Annotated in this window: 15 protein-coding genes; 6 read left to right on the plus strand and 9 right to left on the minus strand. The window is 66.5% G+C overall.

The window, feature by feature from the left end; all coding sequences use genetic code 11:
• Window positions 1-28: 28 nt before the first annotated feature.
• Window positions 29-919: a LysR family transcriptional regulator gene (locus EV666_RS09015; protein ID WP_132006338.1), complete on the plus strand. Its 891-nt coding sequence runs from the start codon at window positions 29-31 to the stop codon at window positions 917-919.
• A 594-nt stretch (window positions 920-1513) separates the two neighbouring features.
• On the opposite strand, the gene EV666_RS09020 is transcribed toward EV666_RS09015, so the two are convergent.
• Together EV666_RS09020 and EV666_RS09025 are read right to left on the minus strand one after the other, a co-directional pair.
• Window positions 1514-3211 carry an AMP-binding protein gene (locus EV666_RS09020; protein WP_376885097.1) on the minus strand — a complete coding sequence of 566 codons (1698 nt, stop codon included), beginning with the start codon at window positions 3209-3211 and terminating at the stop codon, window positions 1514-1516.
• Between the two features lie 246 nt (window positions 3212-3457).
• Entirely contained in the window at window positions 3458-4660 is a 1203-nt protein-coding gene (locus EV666_RS09025) for a pyridoxal phosphate-dependent aminotransferase (RefSeq protein ID WP_132006341.1), read from the minus strand.
• Window positions 4661-5041: 381 nt separating this feature from the next.
• Here EV666_RS09025 and EV666_RS18785 point away from each other — a divergent pair, with 381 nt between their 5' ends.
• Both EV666_RS18785 and EV666_RS09030 read left to right on the plus strand, forming a co-directional pair.
• On the plus strand, window positions 5042-5164 hold the full coding sequence (locus EV666_RS18785) for a hypothetical protein (protein WP_280990831.1): 123 nt from the start codon (window positions 5042-5044) through the stop codon (window positions 5162-5164).
• Window positions 5165-5177: 13 nt separating this feature from the next.
• Window positions 5178-5429 carry a hypothetical protein gene (locus EV666_RS09030; protein WP_132006344.1) on the plus strand — a complete coding sequence of 84 codons (252 nt, stop codon included), beginning with the start codon at window positions 5178-5180 and terminating at the stop codon, window positions 5427-5429.
• 24 nt (window positions 5430-5453) lie between these two features.
• On the opposite strand, the gene EV666_RS09035 is transcribed toward EV666_RS09030, so the two are convergent.
• Entirely contained in the window at window positions 5454-6167 is a 714-nt protein-coding gene (locus EV666_RS09035; protein WP_132006347.1) for a class I SAM-dependent methyltransferase, read from the minus strand.
• A gap of 218 nt (window positions 6168-6385) precedes the next feature.
• Between EV666_RS09035 and EV666_RS09040 the strand changes: the two genes are divergently transcribed.
• Both EV666_RS09040 and uvrB read left to right on the plus strand, forming a co-directional pair.
• Window positions 6386-7003 (plus strand): type ISP restriction/modification enzyme C-terminal domain-containing protein, encoded by a 618-nt coding sequence (locus tag EV666_RS09040; RefSeq protein ID WP_132006350.1) that lies wholly within the window; start codon window positions 6386-6388, stop codon window positions 7001-7003.
• Window positions 7004-7206: 203 nt separating this feature from the next.
• Window positions 7207-10023 (plus strand): excinuclease ABC subunit UvrB, encoded by a 2817-nt coding sequence (gene uvrB / locus EV666_RS09045; RefSeq protein WP_132006353.1) that lies wholly within the window; start codon window positions 7207-7209, stop codon window positions 10021-10023.
• A 457-nt stretch (window positions 10024-10480) separates the two neighbouring features.
• Here uvrB and EV666_RS09050 read toward each other — a convergent pair whose 3' ends face one another.
• The 6 genes from EV666_RS09050 to EV666_RS09075 form a co-directional block, all read right to left on the minus strand.
• Window positions 10481-11227: an outer membrane protein gene (locus EV666_RS09050; RefSeq protein WP_132006356.1), complete on the minus strand. Its 747-nt coding sequence runs from the start codon at window positions 11225-11227 to the stop codon at window positions 10481-10483.
• Between the two features lie 344 nt (window positions 11228-11571).
• Window positions 11572-12327, minus strand: a complete 756-nt coding sequence (locus EV666_RS09055) for an enoyl-CoA hydratase/isomerase family protein (RefSeq protein WP_132006359.1) — start codon at window positions 12325-12327, stop codon at window positions 11572-11574.
• 195 nt (window positions 12328-12522) lie between these two features.
• Window positions 12523-13494: an NAD(P)H-dependent flavin oxidoreductase gene (locus EV666_RS09060; protein WP_132006362.1), complete on the minus strand. Its 972-nt coding sequence runs from the start codon at window positions 13492-13494 to the stop codon at window positions 12523-12525.
• A gap of 134 nt (window positions 13495-13628) precedes the next feature.
• Entirely contained in the window at window positions 13629-14870 is a 1242-nt protein-coding gene (locus EV666_RS09065; RefSeq protein ID WP_132006364.1) for an acyl-CoA dehydrogenase family protein, read from the minus strand.
• 109 nt (window positions 14871-14979) lie between these two features.
• A complete protein-coding gene (locus tag EV666_RS09070; protein WP_132006367.1) occupies window positions 14980-16224 on the minus strand; it encodes an acyl-CoA dehydrogenase in 1245 nt (414 codons plus the stop codon).
• 61 nt (window positions 16225-16285) lie between these two features.
• Window positions 16286-17407, minus strand: coding sequence for an acyl-CoA dehydrogenase family protein (locus tag EV666_RS09075; RefSeq protein ID WP_132006370.1), 1122 nt, complete (start codon window positions 17405-17407; stop codon window positions 16286-16288).
• 405 nt (window positions 17408-17812) lie between these two features.
• Between EV666_RS09075 and EV666_RS09080 the strand changes: the two genes are divergently transcribed.
• Window positions 17813-18610: an enoyl-CoA hydratase/isomerase family protein gene (locus tag EV666_RS09080; protein WP_132006373.1), complete on the plus strand. Its 798-nt coding sequence runs from the start codon at window positions 17813-17815 to the stop codon at window positions 18608-18610.
• Window positions 18611-18632 lie beyond the last annotated feature (22 nt).

The following is an 18632-nucleotide window of genomic DNA, read 5'->3' on the forward strand; positions in this document are numbered from 1 at the left end:
CGCCGGCGATCAGAGGGAACGGAACGTCATGGATTGGGACAAGATCAGGATATTTTATACGGTCGCCGAGGCCGGCAGCTTCACGCGGGCGGGCGATGATCTGGGTCTCAGCCAGTCGGCGGTGAGCCGGCAGGTCAGCGCGCTGGAGCGCGAACTCAAGGCGCCGCTGTTTCACCGCCACGCCCGCGGCCTCATCCTGACCGAGCAGGGCGAACTGCTGTTCCGCACCGCCCGCGAAATGACCATGCGGCTGGACGCCACCCGGGCCCGCCTCACCGACTCGCGCGAGCGGCCGTCCGGCGAGTTGCGCGTCACCACCACCCTGGGCCTTGGCGCCGCATGGCTGACGCCACGCCTCGGCGAATTCCTTGACCTGTACCCGGATGTGAAGATCGACCTCATCCTGACCGACGAGGAGCTGGACCTGTCGATGCGCGAGGCGGATATCGCCCTGCGCCTGCGCCAGCCGGTTCAGGCCGATCTGATCCAGCGCCGGCTGTTCGCCGTGCATTTCCACGTCTACGCCTCGCAGGACTACGTGAAGCGCCACGGGCTTCCCGAAACCCTGGAGGAGATCGACCGCCACCGCATCATGAGCTACGGCGGCACCGTGCCGCCTTTCCTGGCCACGGCGCAATGGCTGGCCACGGCGGGCCGCGACCCCAAGGACCCCCGCCCCTACCAGATGATCGTCAACAATATCTCGGCCCTCAAACGCGCCGTCGACGTGGGCATCGGCATCGCCGTGCTGCCGGACTATCTGGTCGAGCCGACATCGGGGCTCGTCCAGGTGCTGCCCGCCAACGAATTGCCGGCGCTCGATTCCTACCTGGTTTACCCGGAAGAAATGAAGGCTGTCGCCCGCGTCCAGGTGTTTCGCGACTTCCTCATCAGCAAGGCGCAACGCTGGGCCTACTGACGCGGGACCATGGCCACGGGCGTCAACGGGACCTGACGGCCCGTGCGGGCGTTTCGCCGGGCCATGGCAGTCTGTAGCGCCGGCAAAAACGGGCGCGCGCGCTTGCAGCCAGATGCGGCGCCCGGACCGGGCGCTTCCCGTGCATTTTCGGTGAAACCAGTTCACGGAAAAGGCGCGCCTCCGCCTGATATGCTGATATGGCGATTTTTTTTTTGAAAAGTGACCGCCTGTTTTCCGCATATGCCCTGACTGCGGGTGTGCGGCGTCATCACCTCGCAATTCCGTGACTACATGTCGCGCGCGCATGGCAGTCATGACGCCCCGCAGCTTGTCAATTTCCGTCCCGCAGTCAAAATGACTCACGGTTGAAAGCAGTGCTCCGCACCGCCTCCCGGCGTCGAGCCCAGTTTTCACCGTTCCCCTCTGGAAGTGTTCCGTTGTTCACGGAACGACTCTGGGTCGGGTCCCTTAAATGGAACCCGACCTTTTTTCTGTCTTGCGCGCGCTTCACTACCGCGTGATCAGGTCAGTTGCGTCGCCGTTTGCTGTCGCGAACAGTATTGGACAGCCTGGATGGGCGCTCGCGCCGCCGGCTCAGCCACCGTCACGCAGGGCGCGCCGCAACACCTTGCCCACATTGGTCTTGGGCAGTTCCGCCCGGAAGATGACCTGCTTCGGCGCCTTGTAAGCGGCGAGACGCTCTTTGGCGAAAGCCCGCACATCTTCCTCGGTCAGGCTCTCTTCCCGCTTCACCACGTAGGCGACGACGCGCTCGCCGCTATTGTCATCCGGGGCGCCGACGACAGCCGCTTCAAGCACGCCAGGATGGCCGGCCAGCACCTCCTCGACCTCGTTCGGGTACACATTGAAGCCGGACACCAGAATCATGTCCTTGGCCCGGTCAACGATGCGGAACTGCCCGTCCGGCTGCATCACCGCCACGTCGCCGGTGCGGAAATAGCCGTCCGGCGTCATCACCCTGGCCGTCTCGTCCGGCCGGTTCCAGTAGCCTGGCATCACCTGCGGGCCCTTCACGCACAACTCCCCCGGCTCGCCGGTGGGCAGGTCGTTATTGGCCGCATCGCGGATCACCACCCAGGTTGACGGCATCGGATAGCCGATGGTGCCCGAGAACTCCTCCAGGGTCGGCGGATTGGTGGTCACCACGGGCGAAGTCTCGGACAGGCCATAGCCCTCCAGGATTGGCTTGCCGGTGATCTCCTTCCACAGCTTCGCCACCGGCGCCTGGGTCGCCATGCCGCCGGCGACGGAAAAGGCCAGATGCGAGAAGTCGACGCTGCGGATCTGCGGGTGATGCGCCAGGGCGTTGTAGAGGGTGTTCACGCCCGACATGCGGGTGAAGCGGGCGCCTTTGAGCGTCTTGACGAAGCCGTCGATGTCACGCGGGTTGGCGATCAGCAGCGAGCAGCCGCCCGATTTCAGCATGAACAGGCAGCAGGCCGTCAGGGCGAAGATGTGATAGAGCGGCAGCGCCGTCACCATCACCGGATCCGCCTCGCCCTCGCCCCCGGCGTTGAACCAGAGGTAGGCCTGCAACACGTTGCTGGCGACATTGGCGTGGGTCAGCATGGCGCCCTTGGAGACGCCGGTGGTGCCGCCGGTATATTGCAGGAAGGCAAGGTCGTCGCCGCTCACCGTCACCGACGCAGGGGATTTACCCCTGCCCTGCGACAGGGCCTCGGTGAAACGGATGGCGCCGGGAATGTCCCAGGCCGGAACCGCCTTTTTGACGTAGCGCGAGACGGCGGTGACGATGAAACCCTTGAACCCCATCAGGTCGCCAGGCGCCGCCACCAGCACCCGGTCCAGGTTCAGCCGCGGCAGGGCGTGCTGCACCGTGACGGCGAAATTTTCCAGCGCCACCAGAACCCGGGCGCCGGAATCGTTGAGCTGGTGCTCCAGTTCACGCGGCGTGTACAGCGGGTTGACGTTGACCACGGTGCAACCGGCGATCAGGGCGCCGAACATGGCGACCGGGAAAGCCAGCACGTTCGGCATCATGATGGCGACGCGGTCGCCCTTCTTCATGCCGGCGCCCTGCAGCCAGCTGGCGAACGCCTCCGCTTCACGCTTCAGATCAGCGTAGGTCAGGCGGGCGCCGAAGCTTTCATAGGCGGGGCGGCTGGCATAGGCGGCGACGCTGCTGCGAAACAGGTCGACAAGCGTTCCGACCTGCGCCGGATCGATATCCGCCGGCACGCCTGGCGGGTAGTGCTGTAACCAGGGACGGTCCTGCATAGCCGCGACCGGCGCCGAAACCTCGTTCATCATGCCCTCCGCTATCACGCGTCCGCACGGCAAGAGCCGGCGTTGTCCGCGCCGCGCCATAAGTACCTGCGCAGACTAGCTGTTACGGACCCCGCGGTCGACACGACGAAAGGACGAACCCCCTGCGGATCAAACAAAAGGGCCGCCCGAAGGCGACCCTGACAGAAGCGGCCGGAACCGGCGCCGGACAGGCCGGCCCCCGTGGGAGCCGGAATCCGCGGCGCCGGCGCCGTTTTACGCGGCGGCGTCTCAGCGCAGCGAGGCGCAGAAGCGCTGGATGCGGGTGCAGGCGTCCTCGAGGACCGCGGTGGACGTGGCGTACGAGACGCGGAAGTTCGGGCCAAGACCGAACGCTGAACCGTGCACAACCGCCACGCCTTCCGACTCAAGCAGGGCCGTGACGAAGTCTTCGTCATTGCCGATCACCTTGCCTTCAGGAGTCTTCAGGCCGATGGCGCCGGCGCACGACGGATAGACGTAGAACGCGCCTTCCGGGGTCGGGCATTTCAGGTGCTGGGCCTGGTTGAGCATCGACACCACCAGATCGCGGCGTTCCTCGAAGGCCTTGCGGAACACCTTGAGGTGATCCTGCGGGCCGTCGAGCGCCTCCACCGAGGCCCACTGGGCGATGGTGCAGGCGCCGGAGGTCTGCTGGCCCTGGAGGGTGTCCATCGCTTTGATCAGGTGCTCGGGGCCGGCGGCGTAGCCAATACGCCAGCCGGTCATGGCGTAGGACTTCGACACGCCGTTCATGGTCAGCGTGCGGTCATACAGCTTCGGCTCGACCTGGGCCGGGGTGACGAATTTGAAGTCGCCATAGACCAGATGCTCATACATGTCGTCGGTCAGCACCCAGACGTGCGGATGGCGCAACAGCACGTCGGTCAGCGCCTTCATCTCGTCGTGGCTGTAGGCCGCGCCCGAGGGATTCGACGGCGAGTTGAGGATGACCCATTTTGTCTTCGGGGTGATGACCCGGTCCAGCTCTGCGGCCTGAAGCTTGAAATTGTCCTCGATGCGCGTCTCGGCGAACACCGGCGTACCGCCGCACAGGGCGACCATCTCCGGGTAGCTCACCCAGTACGGGGCCGGAATCACCACTTCGTCGCCGGTGTTGATGGTGGCCATCAGGGCGTTGAACAGTATCTGCTTGCCGCCGGTGCCGACGATGGTCTGCGACGGCTTGTAGTCGAGGCCGTTCTCACGCTTGAACTTGCGGGCAATGGCCTCGCGCAGCGGCTGGATGCCGGAGACCGGCGGATAGCGGGTCTCGCCACGCTCGATGGCGGCGATGCCAGCGCGCTTGATGTTCTCCGGAGTGTCGAAGTCCGGCTCGCCAACCGAGAGCGAGATCACGTCGCGACCCTGCGCTTTCAGGTCGCGCGCTTTTTGCGTCACCACGATCGTGGCGGAAGGCTTCATGCGGCCGAGAGCGTCGGAAAGGAAAGCCACGACTGATCTCCTTAAACAGTCAGGTGAATTGTCCCGCGTCCTGCGGGGGCGGGTTGATGTAAGCCCGCCGGCTGGCGCGCGCAAGCGCCGGATGGGAAGATGCGCCATGCAAGGCGCGAATTTCGCCGATCGTGCGCAAAAACCGGCCGACGCTGACATTAATTGTCGTGAATCTGGAAATCCCGGGAACCTGACGTCGCGTCAGACGTTCATATTTCATCAAGGTTAATGGACGCCGCAGCGTGAGGAATTCGGTTGCGGCTTCATTTCACGGCGCGGGCGACGCGCCCGGGGCGAACTGGCGCCAATGCGCGCGGACAGGCCCCGTTTTGATCTGACGCATTTTGCAGGCAGGCGCTTTCAAGCCTTGCCGGAGATGCGGTGGCCATTTTCACGCCGCTGCACGCCGTGCGCGACCGCACCGCGACCCTGGACGATCCGACGCATGGTGATCGCCAGAAGGACGCCGGCGCAACAGCCCGCAGCGCAGCGCGCCGGAACTGACGGAGTCAGCGACATGCAAGCCAATGACCCGATTCGTATTGAGGAATTCACCCGCAACGCCAATTCCGGCGCCTTTACCACGGGTAGCGTGAGCCGCGTCGAAGCCGGGCGGCAGTTCCGCTTCTCCCTGGCGCTGGTGCTGACGCTGGTGGTGGGCACCATCGCGGCGGCGGCCACCATGCCGCTGGGCTCCGCCCGGGTCGAGGGGCCGCAGATCGCCCACAATGACGACGCCGGCGACCTGACCTACACGGTGGTGCGATAGAAGGCTCCCTGGCGGCGCAACCGCTCACACCCTGACGTCACGGCGCCGGACGGCGAAAACGCTGGCGCCGGTGACCTTGCGCCAGTGGTGCGGCCGGATGGCCGCCTCGCGCAATTGCGCCTCCGTTGCGTAGCGGGTCAGATCATAATCCGCTGGCATGTCGAACAGCATGCCGAGGGTCTGCCCGATAAAGGCCCGGCCGAAATTGCGGTAGTGCCGGAAAGCGCCAAAACGCCCGGCCTTTTCAGCGTCGGTTCCCAATGCGATATTGTCCCGGAACTCCTCCCCTTCCACAGGGACGGAGAACATCAGCACGCCTTCATCCGTCAGCGCGCGGGCGAGACGCAGCAGCACGGCCGAATAGTTGCACTCAATGTGCTCGAGCACGTGGTTCATGACGATGACGTCGTACGTCGCTTCCGGCAGGGAAAACACGTCGCGGCACAGGTCGAAAGGTTCGACGCCAAGGCCGGGATAGTTCTCCGGCGCGATGTCCACCGCGCGGTAGTTGCCCTGCGACAGATCCCGCAAAAATCGCGACAGTCCCCGCTCCGGCGCAAAGTGCAGCACATGGGCGCCTGGCCGCGGCGCCAGATCGCCTTGCAGACGCAGGGCGCAGACCCGCGTGCGCTCCAGCGAGCCGCAGCCGGCGCAGCGCACCTTCGGGCGCCCCGGCATGTCCACGAAGCTTTCACCACCACAGATATTGCAGCGCAGCCGGGTTGCATCCACCGTCATTTCCACACTCCATGGCGCCGGCCGTCGCCAGGCCGCCAGGCTGGCGGGCGCCTGCCTGGAAAGATAATCATGGTTCGCAGGTAACGGAGAGCGGCGGCGGCTGGCAAGTTCGACTCACAAGTTCGACTGGCAGGCGCGGCTGGCCAGGCAGGAGGAAACAGGCCCGTGAAGCCCAGATCAATAACGCATTTCATGGACCAGCAACCGGCGCGCGCATCATGACAGCGCCCGCGATCCCGACCGACATCGCGCCGGCCCGGCTGGCGCGCGAAGCACTGGTGGCGTTCGCCAGCCCCGCCCTGCAACCGGGTGAGCGGCCAGCCGCCATCGCGCGCGCCGTGCGCGCCGCCACCGGCGACAGCATTGATCTGGCCGCCGCCTACGGGGCGCTGCATGGCCTGGCCGGCGTCCTCGACGGCCTGCGCACGGCCGATGACTTGCAAGCGGCGATCGGCCATCGGGCTGAAGACGCGCGGGAAACCGGGGCGCGATTGCTGCAGCTGCACGGCGGCGCCAGCGCCCCCTGGCCGGTGCTGCGCGTCGACATGGACGCCGCCGGCGCCGGCATGCGAGGGGTTCCGCGCCTGTTGCTGCGGCCGCAAAAGGCGTTCGGAACCATCCGCATCGACGCGCTCACCACGCTCTGCAACGTGCCGCCCGACGTCTGGGAGCACACGGTGGGCGAGGACGCGGTGATGGAGCTGGAATTCGCCGCCTGGCGCGCAAGGGCGACCGCGAACGGCCAGGACATCGCCATCGACAAGGAGGCGTTGACCCGGCGCATCGCCTGGCTGTGCCGCATCAGCCAGCAAACCGTGCGGCTGCTGGGCGGCTGACCGGCGCGTCAGCGGTCCGTGACAATATCGGCGTCGCCCGGCCCGTCCGGCGCGCAGGCGCGCGTCGCGTTCCAGCGGCGGCGCCATTTTCCCTGCGGAAGGTGGCGCGGGGGAAGAATTACGGGCGGGACCACGTCCGCATCTGACGAAAATATCGCGGCGATGATTGGCGTTGGCGGGCTGTTGGTCCCATATTGTCAGGCATGCCGAAGAAGCCTCAAAACCCGGACCCCACCGACGCTACGGCTGACCGTGCGACCACGCCGCGCAAGCGGGCTGGAAAGGTGGCAACGCCGCGCTCACGCGCCGCCCGCCCCGAGCTGGTTCCGCTCGACGTCCATCTGGCGGAGTTGCTCAACCCGGCGCTGAACAAGGGCAGGGCCGGGCCGGGAACCGCCGCCAGCGACCGCGCTGACCTGAAGGCCAGGAATCGCGCGAAGGCGGCGCCGCAGGAGACAGCGCCCCCTGAGGGGTTCGGCGAGGCGCCGCAGGCGGGCTATGACGCCCTGTCCGGCGCGACGCCGCTGCCGGACGGCGCGCCTGAATCTGGCAAGCGCGCCCGCAAATGGGGCGAGGCTGACGGCGCGCTGAGCCGCGACGACATCCTGAAGGCGGCGCCCAGGCGCGTGCGCGAGGGCAATGTCGCCGCCATGCCGGACGATGACGACCCCTCGGCCACGCCCGGCGCCCAGGCGACGCGCACGGCGCTGGAGGAGTTGCTGGCAAGCGGCGACCCGCGCCTCGACGCCAGGCCGTGGACGCCGCACCGCCCGCCGCGCCCGGAAAAATCCGAAGGCGGCGTATCATTCCAGCTCGCTTCGGATTTCGAGCCGGCCGGCGACCAGCCCCAGGCCATCGCCGCCCTCACCGCCGGCGTCGAAGCGCGGGAGCGTGACCAGGTGCTGCTCGGCGTCACCGGCTCCGGCAAGACCTTCACCATGGCGCAGGTGATCCAGAAGACCCAGCGCCCGGCGCTGATCCTGGCGCACAACAAGACGCTGGCGGCGCAGCTTTACGGCGAGTTCAGGTCATTCTTTCCAGATAACGCGGTTGAATACTTCGTATCGTATTACGATTACTATCAACCAGAAGCCTATGTGCCGCGCTCGGACACCTACATCGAGAAAGAAAGCTCGGTCAACGAGCAGATCGACCGGATGCGCCACTCCGCCACCCGCGCGCTGCTGGAGCGCGACGACGTCATCATCGTCGCCTCGGTGTCGTGCATCTACGGTATCGGCTCGGTCGAAACCTACACCGCCATGACCTTCTCGCTGAAGGTGGGCGAGCGCATCGAGCAGCGGCAGTTGCTGGCCGATCTGGTGGCCCTGCAATACAAGCGCATCCAGGCGGATTTCGCCCGCGGCACGTTCCGGGTGCGCGGCGACGTGGTGGAGCTGTTTCCGGCCCACATGGAGGACCGCGCCTGGCGCATCAGCCTGTTCGGCGACGAGATCGACAGCATCGCCGAGTTCGATCCCCTCACCGGTCACAAGACGGCGGACCTGTCCTTCGTCAAGGTCTACGCCAATTCGCACTACGTCACGCCCAAGCCGACGCTGGGGCAGGCGATCAAGAGCATCAAGGATGAACTGCGGCAGCGGCTCGACCAGCTCAACCGCAGCGGCCGCTATCTGGAGGCGCAGCGGCTGGAGCAGCGCACCACCTTCGACATGGAGATGCTGGAAGCGACCGGCTCCTGCGCCGGCATCGAAAACTATTCGCGCTACCTCACCGGCCGCCGCCCCGGCGAGCCGCCGCCAACCCTGTTCGAATATCTGCCCGACAACGCCCTGGTGTTCGTTGACGAAAGCCACGTCACCGTGCCGCAGATCGGCGCCATGTATCGCGGCGACTTCCGCCGCAAGGCGACGCTGGCCGAATACGGCTTCCGCCTGCCCTCCTGCCTCGATAACCGGCCGCTGCGCTTCGAGGAATGGGAGGCGATGCGGCCGCAGACCGTGCACGTCTCGGCCACCCCCGGCGCCTGGGAGATGGAGCAGACCGGCGGCGTGTTCGTCGAGCAGGTGATCCGCCCCACGGGCCTGGTCGATCCCCCGGTGGATGTGCGCCCGGCGCGCGCCCAGGTGGACGACGTGCTTGGCGAAATCCGCGCCACGGCGGCCCAGGGCTACCGCTCGCTGCTGACCGTGCTGACCAAGCGCATGGCCGAGGACCTGACCGAATACCTGCACGAGAACGGCGTGCGGGTGCGTTACATGCACTCGGACATCGACACGCTGGAACGCATCGAGATCATTCGCGACCTGCGCCTTGGCGCCTTCGACGTGCTGGTGGGCATCAACCTGCTGCGCGAGGGTCTCGACATTCCCGAATGCGGCCTGGTGGCGATCCTCGACGCCGACAAGGAGGGCTTCCTGCGCTCGGAGACGTCTCTGATCCAGACCATCGGCCGCGCCGCCCGTAACGTTGACGGGCGGGTGATCCTCTACGCCGACCAGGTGACCGGATCGATGGAGCGGGCGCTGGACGAGACGCGCCGGCGCCGCGACAAGCAGATGGCCTGGAACGCGGCCAACGGCATCACGCCGCAGAGCGTGCGCAAGAACATCGCCGACATTCTGGACAGCGTCTACGAACGCGACCGCGTCACCATCGACGCCGGCCTCACCGGCGAAGCGGCGCCCGTCGGTCACAACATGCAGGCGGTGATCGCCGACCTCGAAAAGCGCATGCGCGCCGCCGCCGCCGATCTGGACTTCGAAACCGCCGCCCGACTGCGCGACGAAATCAAGCGGTTGCAGGCGACGGAGCTGGCCATCGCCGACGATCCGCTGGCGCGGCAGGCTGCGGTGGAGGAAAAAGCCGGCGGTTATGCGGGGGAGCGGCGCTATGGCCGCGCCGCCAACCAGCCGCCGACCCGGGCGCGCAAGCCGACCCTGGACGAAATGGGTCCGCACAATCGCGAATTGCCGCTGGGGGCCGACAGCTATGTGGCGCCGCTGCGTCCCGACCCGGGCGCGCGGCAGAAAAGCCCGCGCGGGCGCAAACGCCGGTAACAGCCCGTGCGGGGAAACAGGGATCCGGGCCCGGCGAAGGCGCTTTTGCACCCCGCCGTTCGCCGGAGCGCGCTGCGGAGGTTTGCCTGGGGCGCGGCGCCGCGCATGGCATCACGGGGCCCGCAGCCTGGCTGTTCAGGCGAGCCGGGCGCCGGCGACAGAAAAAAGCGCCCGGACGAAGCCGGGCGCAAGTCCTTGGAGTGAGAAAAAGAACAGGAGCGCTGCAAAGGCGCATGCACCCGCGCTCCTGGAAACGCGTCAAAACCAGGCGGCCGGGGCATCCCCCGCAACCTGTACAGTCCAGGACGCATATGACACGCCCGTGACGGAAGTGGCGCCACGTGTCCCGGGCGGGCGCCAGACCCGACAGGACGCGCGCCCCATCGGGTTCTGGCCGCCATGCCCTACCGACCTGCCGGTAGCCCGGCAGGCCGGCCCCTCTCCGGGGAAAGGGCCGTCAGAAGCGGTAGTTCAGGCCAGCCCGGATGACGTGGAACTGCGTCTTCCTGGAGGCTCCGTCGTTGACGCCGCCAACGCCCGCCAGACGAAGCTTCTTCGAACCGAGGTCGACGTAGTCGTACTCGCCCTTCAGGCTGACATTGTCGGTCAGGGCGTATTCCAGACCGCCGCCGAGCGTCCAGCCAACGCGAACCTTCGAATCCTTGCCGGAATGGACGAAGTTGACCGCGCCGCGCCCGGCCTTCGTGCTGACGTCGCCATAGGCCAGACCACCCGTGCCGAACACCATCAGGCGCTCGGTGGGGAGGAAGCCGATGCGCGGACGCACCGTGCCGAACCAGTTCACGCGGGTCCGGGCGTCGTAGCGGCCCGCATTCACGCGCTGGCGGAGGTCCGCGTAATTGATGTCAGTCTCAAGGCCGACAACCACCGAGCCGATCTGATAATTGTAACCGAGCTGACCGCCGCCCACGAAACCGCCCTTCCGGTCAGACCGGACCGACCGGCCCGGCCGGCCCGGCCTGGCGGCGTACACGCTGGACTTCACCTTCGATCCATTGGCTGAAAAGCCATAACCGCCGTTTACACCGGCGTAGAGGCCAGTCCACGAGAATACCGGCGCCACGGTCATCACCGGCGCAACAGGCGCAATCTTCCGCGAGGGCAGATCAGCTGCGATGGCGGAGGATGCAGCAAGCGACGCAGCCGCAACCGCAACCGCAACCGAGGTCAGAAACAACTTCATATCCAGAACTCCATACAGACACGTCAAGATGTGCTGGGGCTGGATATAGAAAAAAAGACCACCGCCCTAATACCATTTGAGGACAATGGTCAGAAACCGAAAGATATCGATGTGAATCTGCAACAATTATGAAGCAATTACAACAATTCCTGAAGACTTCTCCGCGCCTCGTCTCAATTGGCGCGATTGTCTGGCCCTGGGGCGGCGCGCCCCTCAGGGCGCCGCCGTTTCCGGCGAACCGCGGCCCGCCGGAAACCTCGTATCGCTACAGGTCCATGCTCAGGCAGGAGCACGGTCCATGCCCCCGGCGGCGCTCATGCGCCAGCGTGTGAGGGGGGCCGGCTTCAGGAAATCTTCGCGGTCTTGTTCTGGAAGGCGGCGATGCGACCGGCCATGTCCGGGCCCACGCCACGGCTGCGGGCGATTTCATAGCTGAGGCCAGCGGCCAGGGGCAGGCCGTCGGTTTCCACCAGCAACGCCTTGTTGGCCCGGTGGCTGTACCAGGAGTTGGCGAGGATGGTTTTCACCAGCGCCGCCAGTTCGGCCTCGAAGTCGGCGTCCGCCACGCAGATGTTGGCGAGGCCCATGGTCTCGGCCTGGCGCCCCGTATAGGTGCGGCAGGTGAACATCATCTCGCGCGCCTTGGGCAGGCCGACGCGGCGCGGCAGGCGCTGGCTCATGCCCCACACGGGCGACAGGGCCCAGCGGGCATGGGTGTCGGCGAATTTGGCGTTCTCGGAGCAGAACAGCAGATCGCCGGCCAGGGCGAGTTCGAGGGCGCCCGTGTAGCAGTGTCCGTGCACGGCGGTGATCACCGGCTGCGGCAGGTTGGCGAGCTTCTCGATAACGCTGGCCTGGAAGTGCGGGCGCGGCGGCTTTTCGCCGGCAGCGATGTCGTTGAGGTCGTGGCCGGCGGAAAAGCACTTGCCGGCGCCGCGCACCACGACGAGGCCGACGCTGTCAGTCTGGCCAGCGATGGCGTCCACATGCTTTTCCAGCTCGGCGAACAGCTCCACGTTGAGCGAATTCAGCTTGTCCGGACGGTTGAGCGTCAGGATGGCGCAGCCGTCCCTGTCTTCCCTCAGCACCAGCGCGGTCATGGCGTTTCCCCTTTATGCAAAAAAGCCGGCCACAGCATTACCTGGCCGGCAAACTGGCGGCGCGGCCGGAGCGAAAATCCATTCGGCGTTGAACAGGTTTCCACTCCGGCGTTCAGCTGCCGGCCGCTTCCCGGGCCAAAGTGGCGTCCACTTTTTCCGGGAAACGCGCCGGCCGCGCCGTTGACTGACCCAGGATCAGCGAACGAAGCTGGCGAGACGGCCCTGAATGATCTTCTGGGCGTCATCGACGATGCGCGAGATCAGTTCGGCGCAGCTCGGGATGTCGTGGATCAGGCCCTGGATCATGCCGGCGGTCCAGATGCCGTGATCCGGGTCGCCGTTCTCGTAAACGACCTTGCCGCGGGCGCCCGCCACGAGGTGGCGGATGTCCTCGAACTGCACGCCTTCCTTCTCCTTGCCGACAACCTCAAGGCTGACGGCGTTGCGGGCGACGCGGGCGGTGTTGCGCATGGTGCGGAAGATCAGCTCGGTGGCGCGCTCGTCGTTGGCGACCAGCTGCTCCTTGATCTTCTGGTGGATCGGGGCTTCCTTCGTCGCCATGAAGCGGGTGCCCATGTTGATGCCCTCGGCGCCCAGCGCCAGGGCGGCGGCGAGGCCGCGGCCATCGCCGAAGCCGCCCGAGGCGATCATCGGGATGGTGATCTTCTCGGCGGCGGCCGGAATCAGGATCAGGCCCGGAATGTCGTCTTCACCGGGGTGACCGGCGCACTCGAAGCCGTCGATGGAGATGGCGTCGGCGCCCATGCGCTGGGCCGACATGGCGTGGCGGACGGCGGTGCATTTGTGGATGACCTTGACGCCGTGCTTCTTGAACTCGGCGATGTGCTCTTCCGGCTTGTAGCCGGCGGTCTCGACCGCCTTGACGCCGGATTCGATAATGGCGGCGCGGTATTCGGCGTAAGGCGGCGGGTTGATCGCCGGCAAAATGGTGAGGTTCACGCCAAACGGCTTGTCGGTCATCTCGCGGGTGCGCCTGATCTCCTTCGCCAGGTCTTCCGGCGTCGGCTGGGTCAGCGCGGTGATGAAGCCGAGGCCGCCGCCATTGGCGACAGCCGACACGAGTTCGGCCTTGCCGACCCACTGCATGCCGCCCTGGGCAATCGGGTGCTCGACGCCGAACATCTCGGTGAAACGGGTTTTGATCATCTGAAATCCTCTGGAAACGCGATCGGCGACGACGCCGCAAACATCAGATCACGCGGGCGCCGCGAACATCGCCCGCTGCCAGGCGACGCCAGCCGGCGCCGGGCCGGCCGGACATCCGGCGAAAGTCGCCGCGATTATTTGCGCCCGCTGGTGGGAATGGCGTTGAACGGCACGTCCTTGTCCACGCGCACGTCAGCCGGCAGGTTGAGCACGCGCTCGGCGATGATGTTGCGCAGGATCTCGTCCGAGCCGCCCTCGATGCGGGTGGCCGGCGAGCGCAGCGCCATCGCCTGGAACTTGCCGCGCGCCTCAGCGTCCGCCGCATTGGTGAGGATGCCCGCCTCGCCCTGCAGGTCCATGGCGTATTTGGCGATGTCCTGCATCATGGCGCCGGCGACCAGCTTGCCAATGGAGTTCTCCGGGCCGGGCGTCTCGCCCTTCGACAGGGCCGACAGGGCGCGGAAGGCGGTGAACTTGAGGCCGGAGGCTTTCACGGACCAGTCCGCCAGCTTCGCGCGCACGGCCGGATTGTCGACGTCGCCGGTTGCAATGGCGAAGTCGAGCAGGTCCGGGAAGCCGGTGGGCATGCCCGAGCCAATCGACAGGCGCTCGTTCATCAGCGTGGTCAGCGAGACGTTCCAGCCGGCGCCAACCGGGCCGAGGCGCTGGCTGTCCGGAATGCGGACATTCTCGAAGAACACCTCGTTGAAGGTGCGCTGGTCGTTCATCTGGCGGATCGGCCGCACCTCGACCCCCGGCGAACGCATGTCCAGGAAGAACATGGTCAGGCCCTTGTGCTTGGGCACATTCGGATCGGTGCGGGTCAGCAGCAGGCCCCACTGGGAGTGCTGGGCGCCCGAGGTCCAGATTTTCTGGCCGTTGATGATCCAGTCGCCGGAGCCATCCGTCGCCTGCTCGGCGCGGGTGCGCAGGCCGGCGAGGTCCGAGCCGGCGGCCGGCTCGGAGAACAGCTGGCACCAGATTTCCTCACCCGAAGCCAGGGTTGGCAGGCGCTCGCGTTTGGCTTCCTCGGAGCCCCAGGCCATCACGGTGGGGCCGCACATGCCGTGGCCGATGGTGAACAGGCCGGAGAGCTTGGCGTAGACGCCCTCCTCCTGGCCCCAGATCACCCGTTCGATCGGCGTGGCGCCGCGGCCGCCGTATTCCTTTGGCCAGTGCAGACAGGCCCAGCCGGCCTCGGCCTTCTTCTTCTGCCAGGCCTTGCCGGCCTGCATCGGGTCCTCGCTCTTGAGGTAAAGGCCGCCGAAGCCGGAGAGCTCCAGCTCTTCCTTCAGGTGCTTCGGCGCGTTGGCGGCGATCCAGGCGCGCGCTTCCTGACGGAATGCGGCTTCTTCCGGAGTATCGTCAAAATTCATCGGTTCGTTTCCTCAGGACAGGCAGACGCCGCCGGCGCGCGGGCCACGCGGCGCTCCTGTCCGCGCGAATGGGAGGCGAAGCGGCCCCAGCCGCTTCGCGACAGCAGCCTCAGCGACCAGGCGCCTGGTTGAACGGCACGTTCTTGTCGACGCGCACGTCGCCCGGCAGCCCCAGCACGCGCTCGGCGATGATGTTGCGCAGGATCTCGTCGGTGCCGCCGGCAATGCGCATGCCGGGGGAGTTCAGCACCATGTTCTGGAACAGCGCCGCCGCCGGCGCGTCCTCCTGCGAGGTCAGCACGCCAGCCTCGGCCTGAAGCTCCATGGCGTATTTGGCGATGTCCTGGGTCATGACGCCAGCCACCAGCTTGCCGATGGAGTTTTCCGGGCCAGGCCGCTCGCCCTTCGACAGGCTGGAGATGGCGCGGAACGCGGTGTAACGCAGACCGCTGGACTTCACCGCCCAGTCGGCCAGCTTCGCGCGCACCGCGGCGTTGTCGATGGCCGGGCCGTCGGGAAGCTGGAAGTCCGCCACGAAGCCGAAGATTTCCGGGAAGCCGGTGGCGAGGCGTGAGCCGATCGACATGCGCTCGTTCATCAGCGTGGTCAGCGCCACGTTCCAGCCGTCGTTGACCGCGCCGAGGCGGTGGCTGTCGTGGATGCGGACATTCTCGAAGAACACTTCGTTGAAGCCACGGCCGCCGTTCATCTGATGAATTGGCCGCACCTCAACGCCCGGCGCCTTCATGTCAACGATGAACATGGTGAGGCCAGCGTGCTTGGGCACGTTCGGATCGGTGCGGGTGAGCAGGATGCCGTAGTCGGAATACTGGGCGCCGCTGGTCCAGATTTTCTGGCCGTTGATGACCCACTCGTCCGAACCATCCGCTTTCTCCGCGCGGGTGCGCAGGGCGGCGACGTCGGAGCCGCCCGCCGGCTCGGAGAACAGCTGGCACCAGATCTCCTCGCCCGAGGCCAGCTTCGGCAGATACTTCCGCTTCAGATCCTCGGAGGCGTAGGCCATCACGGTCGGGCCGCACATGCCCTGGCCAATGGCGAAAGGCTGGGCCAGCTGGTTGTAGAGCCCCTCCTCCTGCTGCCAGATCACGCGCTCGATCGGCGTGGCGCCGCGACCGCCGTACTCCTTCGGCCAGTGGGGCACGGCCCAGCCGGCGTCGGCTTTCTTCTTCTGCCAGGCCTTGGATTCGGCCATGATGTCGCGACCTGGCAAACGCAGGCCGGCGAGGCCGGATTTTTTCAGGTCCTCGTCCAGGTCGTGCGGCGCATTGGCGCTGATCCATTCACGAACTTCAGCCCGGAACTTCGCTTCTTCTGGCGTATCATCAAAATTCATCGCCCTGTTCCTTCCTCAGGCAAGGGACGGGCCGCACGCTCCGGCGCGGCCGGCGAAAACGTCAGGCCGCGTCGCGGGCGGAATTGCGGGCGCGCATGCGGGCGATCAGCCGGTTCTCCCACACGGAGAGGCTGCCGAGATTGAGCGCCAGAAGGTTGGAGCGCTTGTAGTAGAGGTGGCAATCGAACTGCCAGGTGAAGCCCATGCCGCCGTGCACCTGGATGTTGTTGGTGGAGCAGTGCTGGAACGCCCTGGTGGCGCTGACGCGGCAGGACGCGGCGGCTTCCGGCAGCTCCGCCGAGCCGGTGGACAGGGCGTAGGCGCCCCAATAGCAGTTGGAGCGGGCCAGGGTCGCCGAGACATACATGTCGGCGAGGATGTGCTTGATGGCCTGGAACGAGCCGATCTGGCGGCCGAAAGCGATGCGCTCCAGGGCGTAATCGCGGGCCATTTCCAGGGCGCGGTCGGAGCCGCCGACCTGCTCGAAGGCGGTGAGCACGGCGGCGCGGTCATACACCGCCTCGATGACGGCTTCGGCGTTTCCGGCGCCGAGCTGCTCGACCGGGGCGCCGTCGAAGACGATGCGGGCGTGCTTGCGGCTGGGGTCAATGGTGTCGACCACCGTGCGGGTGACGCCGGGGCCGGTCAGGTCGACCAGATACAGGCCAAGACCCGAACCACCCTGGGCCGCGACAACGGCGAAATCGGCGATGGCGCCGTCGGCGACCGGAATCTTGGTTCCCGACAGCTTTCCGCCCGAAACGGTCGCCTTGATGCGCTCCGCCGTCACTTCGCCCGCGGTCTCGGCGTATGCGAAGGTTCCGATGACTTCGCCAGCGGCGATCTTCGGCAGGTAGTTCTTCTTCTGGGCGTCGTTGCCGGCGGCGAGCAGGAATTCAGCCGCAAGGTAGACGGTGGAGGAGAACGGAACCGGAGCCACAGCGCGGCCGAGTTCCTCGGCGATCACGCACAGCTCCAGATAACCGAGGCCGGCGCCGCCGAACTCTTCGGGAATCGCCGCGCCGGTGAAGCCCATCTCCGCGAGGCCCTGCCACAGCTCCCTGTCGTAGCCTTCGTCGCCCTCAAGCACGCGGCGCACCACCGCCACGGAGCTCTGCTTCTCCAGGAACCGGCGCGCCGAATCGCGCAGCTGCTTCTGCTCGTCAGAGAAATCGAAGTTCATGTGTCCTCCCCGGAACGCCCGCGCGTTCCCATGCGACTGATTGCGACCGTCTGCCCGACGGCTCTCGCCGCCGCCATGGCGCCAGGGCCAGGATGCGGACGCATCCACGCCCCGCCCAATTTATCGCGGGACATTCCCCGGAGCCGTCTCCATGCGCATGGGAACACTCCAGGGACGCCGCCGCATTATCGGGGCCTGACCAGACCCCACCTGGCGGCGTTTGGCGGCGCCCGGCGGATTTTGATCATGACGGCTTGCATGATGCTGTTGCAGCACCTAACGATCGTTTGGTCAACAAAATAGAAGCGGGCGCCGCCTGACTCAAGCCCGCACAGCGGGGAACCAGCGGCGGCGCGCGCATCGCCCCCCAAAAAAATCGCCACGGAAAGGTTCAAGGAAAACGCCATGGAATACCAGCATCTTCTCGTTGAACAGGATGGCCCGGTGGCTCGCGTCACCATGAACCGGCCAGACCGCCTGAACGCGCTCAACCGCCGGCTTGTGGAAGAGTTGCGCCACTTCTTCACCGATCTGTACTGGCGTGACGACGTGCGTGTGGTGGTGCTGACCGGCGCCGGCCGCGGCTTCTGCGCCGGCCTCGACCTGAAGGATCGCGGCGGCGAAAACGACCAGCCGACCACCTGGTCGTCGATGCGCTTCCAGCGCCGCATCGCCGAGATCGTCGTCGCCATGCGCCGCTGCCCGCAGCCGATTGTTTCGCTGGTCAACGGCGCCGCTTCCGGCGGCGGCTTCGCCCTGGCGCTGGCGTCCGACATCCGCATCGCCACGCCCAACCTGAAGATGAACGCCGCCTTCATCCGCATCGGCCTGTCTGCCTGCGACATCGGCGTCAGCTATTTCCTGCCGCGCCTCACCAATGCGTCGATCGCCTCGCAGTACATGCTGACCGGCCGCTTCATCGACGCGCCGAAGGCGCTGCAACTGGGCCTGGTGGCGGAGGTGGTTGAGGAAGCCGGTCTGCAGGCCGCCGGCCAGAGCTATGTGGACGATCTGCTGCACGCCACGCCGCTCGGCCTGCGCCTGACCAAGGAAGCGCTGAACCACGCCATCGACGCTGGCGGCCTGGAAGCGGTCATCGCCATGGAAGACCGCAACCAGATCCTGTCGTCGCGCTCCAACGATTTCCGGGAGGGCATCGCGGCGTTCCTGGAGAAGCGCAAGCCGTCGTACACGGATTCCTGATCCGGCGCGGTGTGACGCGACC

This window comes from Camelimonas lactis, assembly GCF_004342915.1.
In the GTDB taxonomy this organism is placed as follows: domain Bacteria; phylum Pseudomonadota; class Alphaproteobacteria; order Rhizobiales; family Beijerinckiaceae; genus Camelimonas; species Camelimonas lactis.

What these genes read in the sequence shown, in the direction of transcription:
- EV666_RS09015 (WP_132006338.1), top strand. Translation starts at nt 29, where the DNA reads ATGGATTGGGACAAGATCAGGATATTTTATACGGTCGCCGAGGCCGGC.
- EV666_RS09020 (WP_376885097.1), bottom strand. Translation starts at nt 3,211, where the DNA reads ATGATGAACGAGGTTTCGGCGCCGGTCGCGGCTATGCAGGACCGTCCC.
- EV666_RS09030 (WP_132006344.1), top strand. Translation starts at nt 5,178, where the DNA reads ATGCAAGCCAATGACCCGATTCGTATTGAGGAATTCACCCGCAACGCC.
- EV666_RS09035 (WP_132006347.1), bottom strand. Translation starts at nt 6,167, where the DNA reads ATGACGGTGGATGCAACCCGGCTGCGCTGCAATATCTGTGGTGGTGAA.
- EV666_RS09040 (WP_132006350.1), top strand. Translation starts at nt 6,386, where the DNA reads ATGACAGCGCCCGCGATCCCGACCGACATCGCGCCGGCCCGGCTGGCG.
- uvrB (WP_132006353.1), top strand. Translation starts at nt 7,207, where the DNA reads ATGCCGAAGAAGCCTCAAAACCCGGACCCCACCGACGCTACGGCTGAC.
- EV666_RS09050 (WP_132006356.1), bottom strand. Translation starts at nt 11,227, where the DNA reads ATGAAGTTGTTTCTGACCTCGGTTGCGGTTGCGGTTGCGGCTGCGTCG.
- EV666_RS09055 (WP_132006359.1), bottom strand. Translation starts at nt 12,327, where the DNA reads ATGACCGCGCTGGTGCTGAGGGAAGACAGGGACGGCTGCGCCATCCTG.
- EV666_RS09060 (WP_132006362.1), bottom strand. Translation starts at nt 13,494, where the DNA reads ATGATCAAAACCCGTTTCACCGAGATGTTCGGCGTCGAGCACCCGATT.
- EV666_RS09065 (WP_132006364.1), bottom strand. Translation starts at nt 14,870, where the DNA reads ATGAATTTTGACGATACTCCGGAAGAAGCCGCATTCCGTCAGGAAGCG.
- EV666_RS09070 (WP_132006367.1), bottom strand. Translation starts at nt 16,224, where the DNA reads ATGAATTTTGATGATACGCCAGAAGAAGCGAAGTTCCGGGCTGAAGTT.
- EV666_RS09075 (WP_132006370.1), bottom strand. Translation starts at nt 17,407, where the DNA reads ATGAACTTCGATTTCTCTGACGAGCAGAAGCAGCTGCGCGATTCGGCG.
- EV666_RS09080 (WP_132006373.1), top strand. Translation starts at nt 17,813, where the DNA reads ATGGAATACCAGCATCTTCTCGTTGAACAGGATGGCCCGGTGGCTCGC.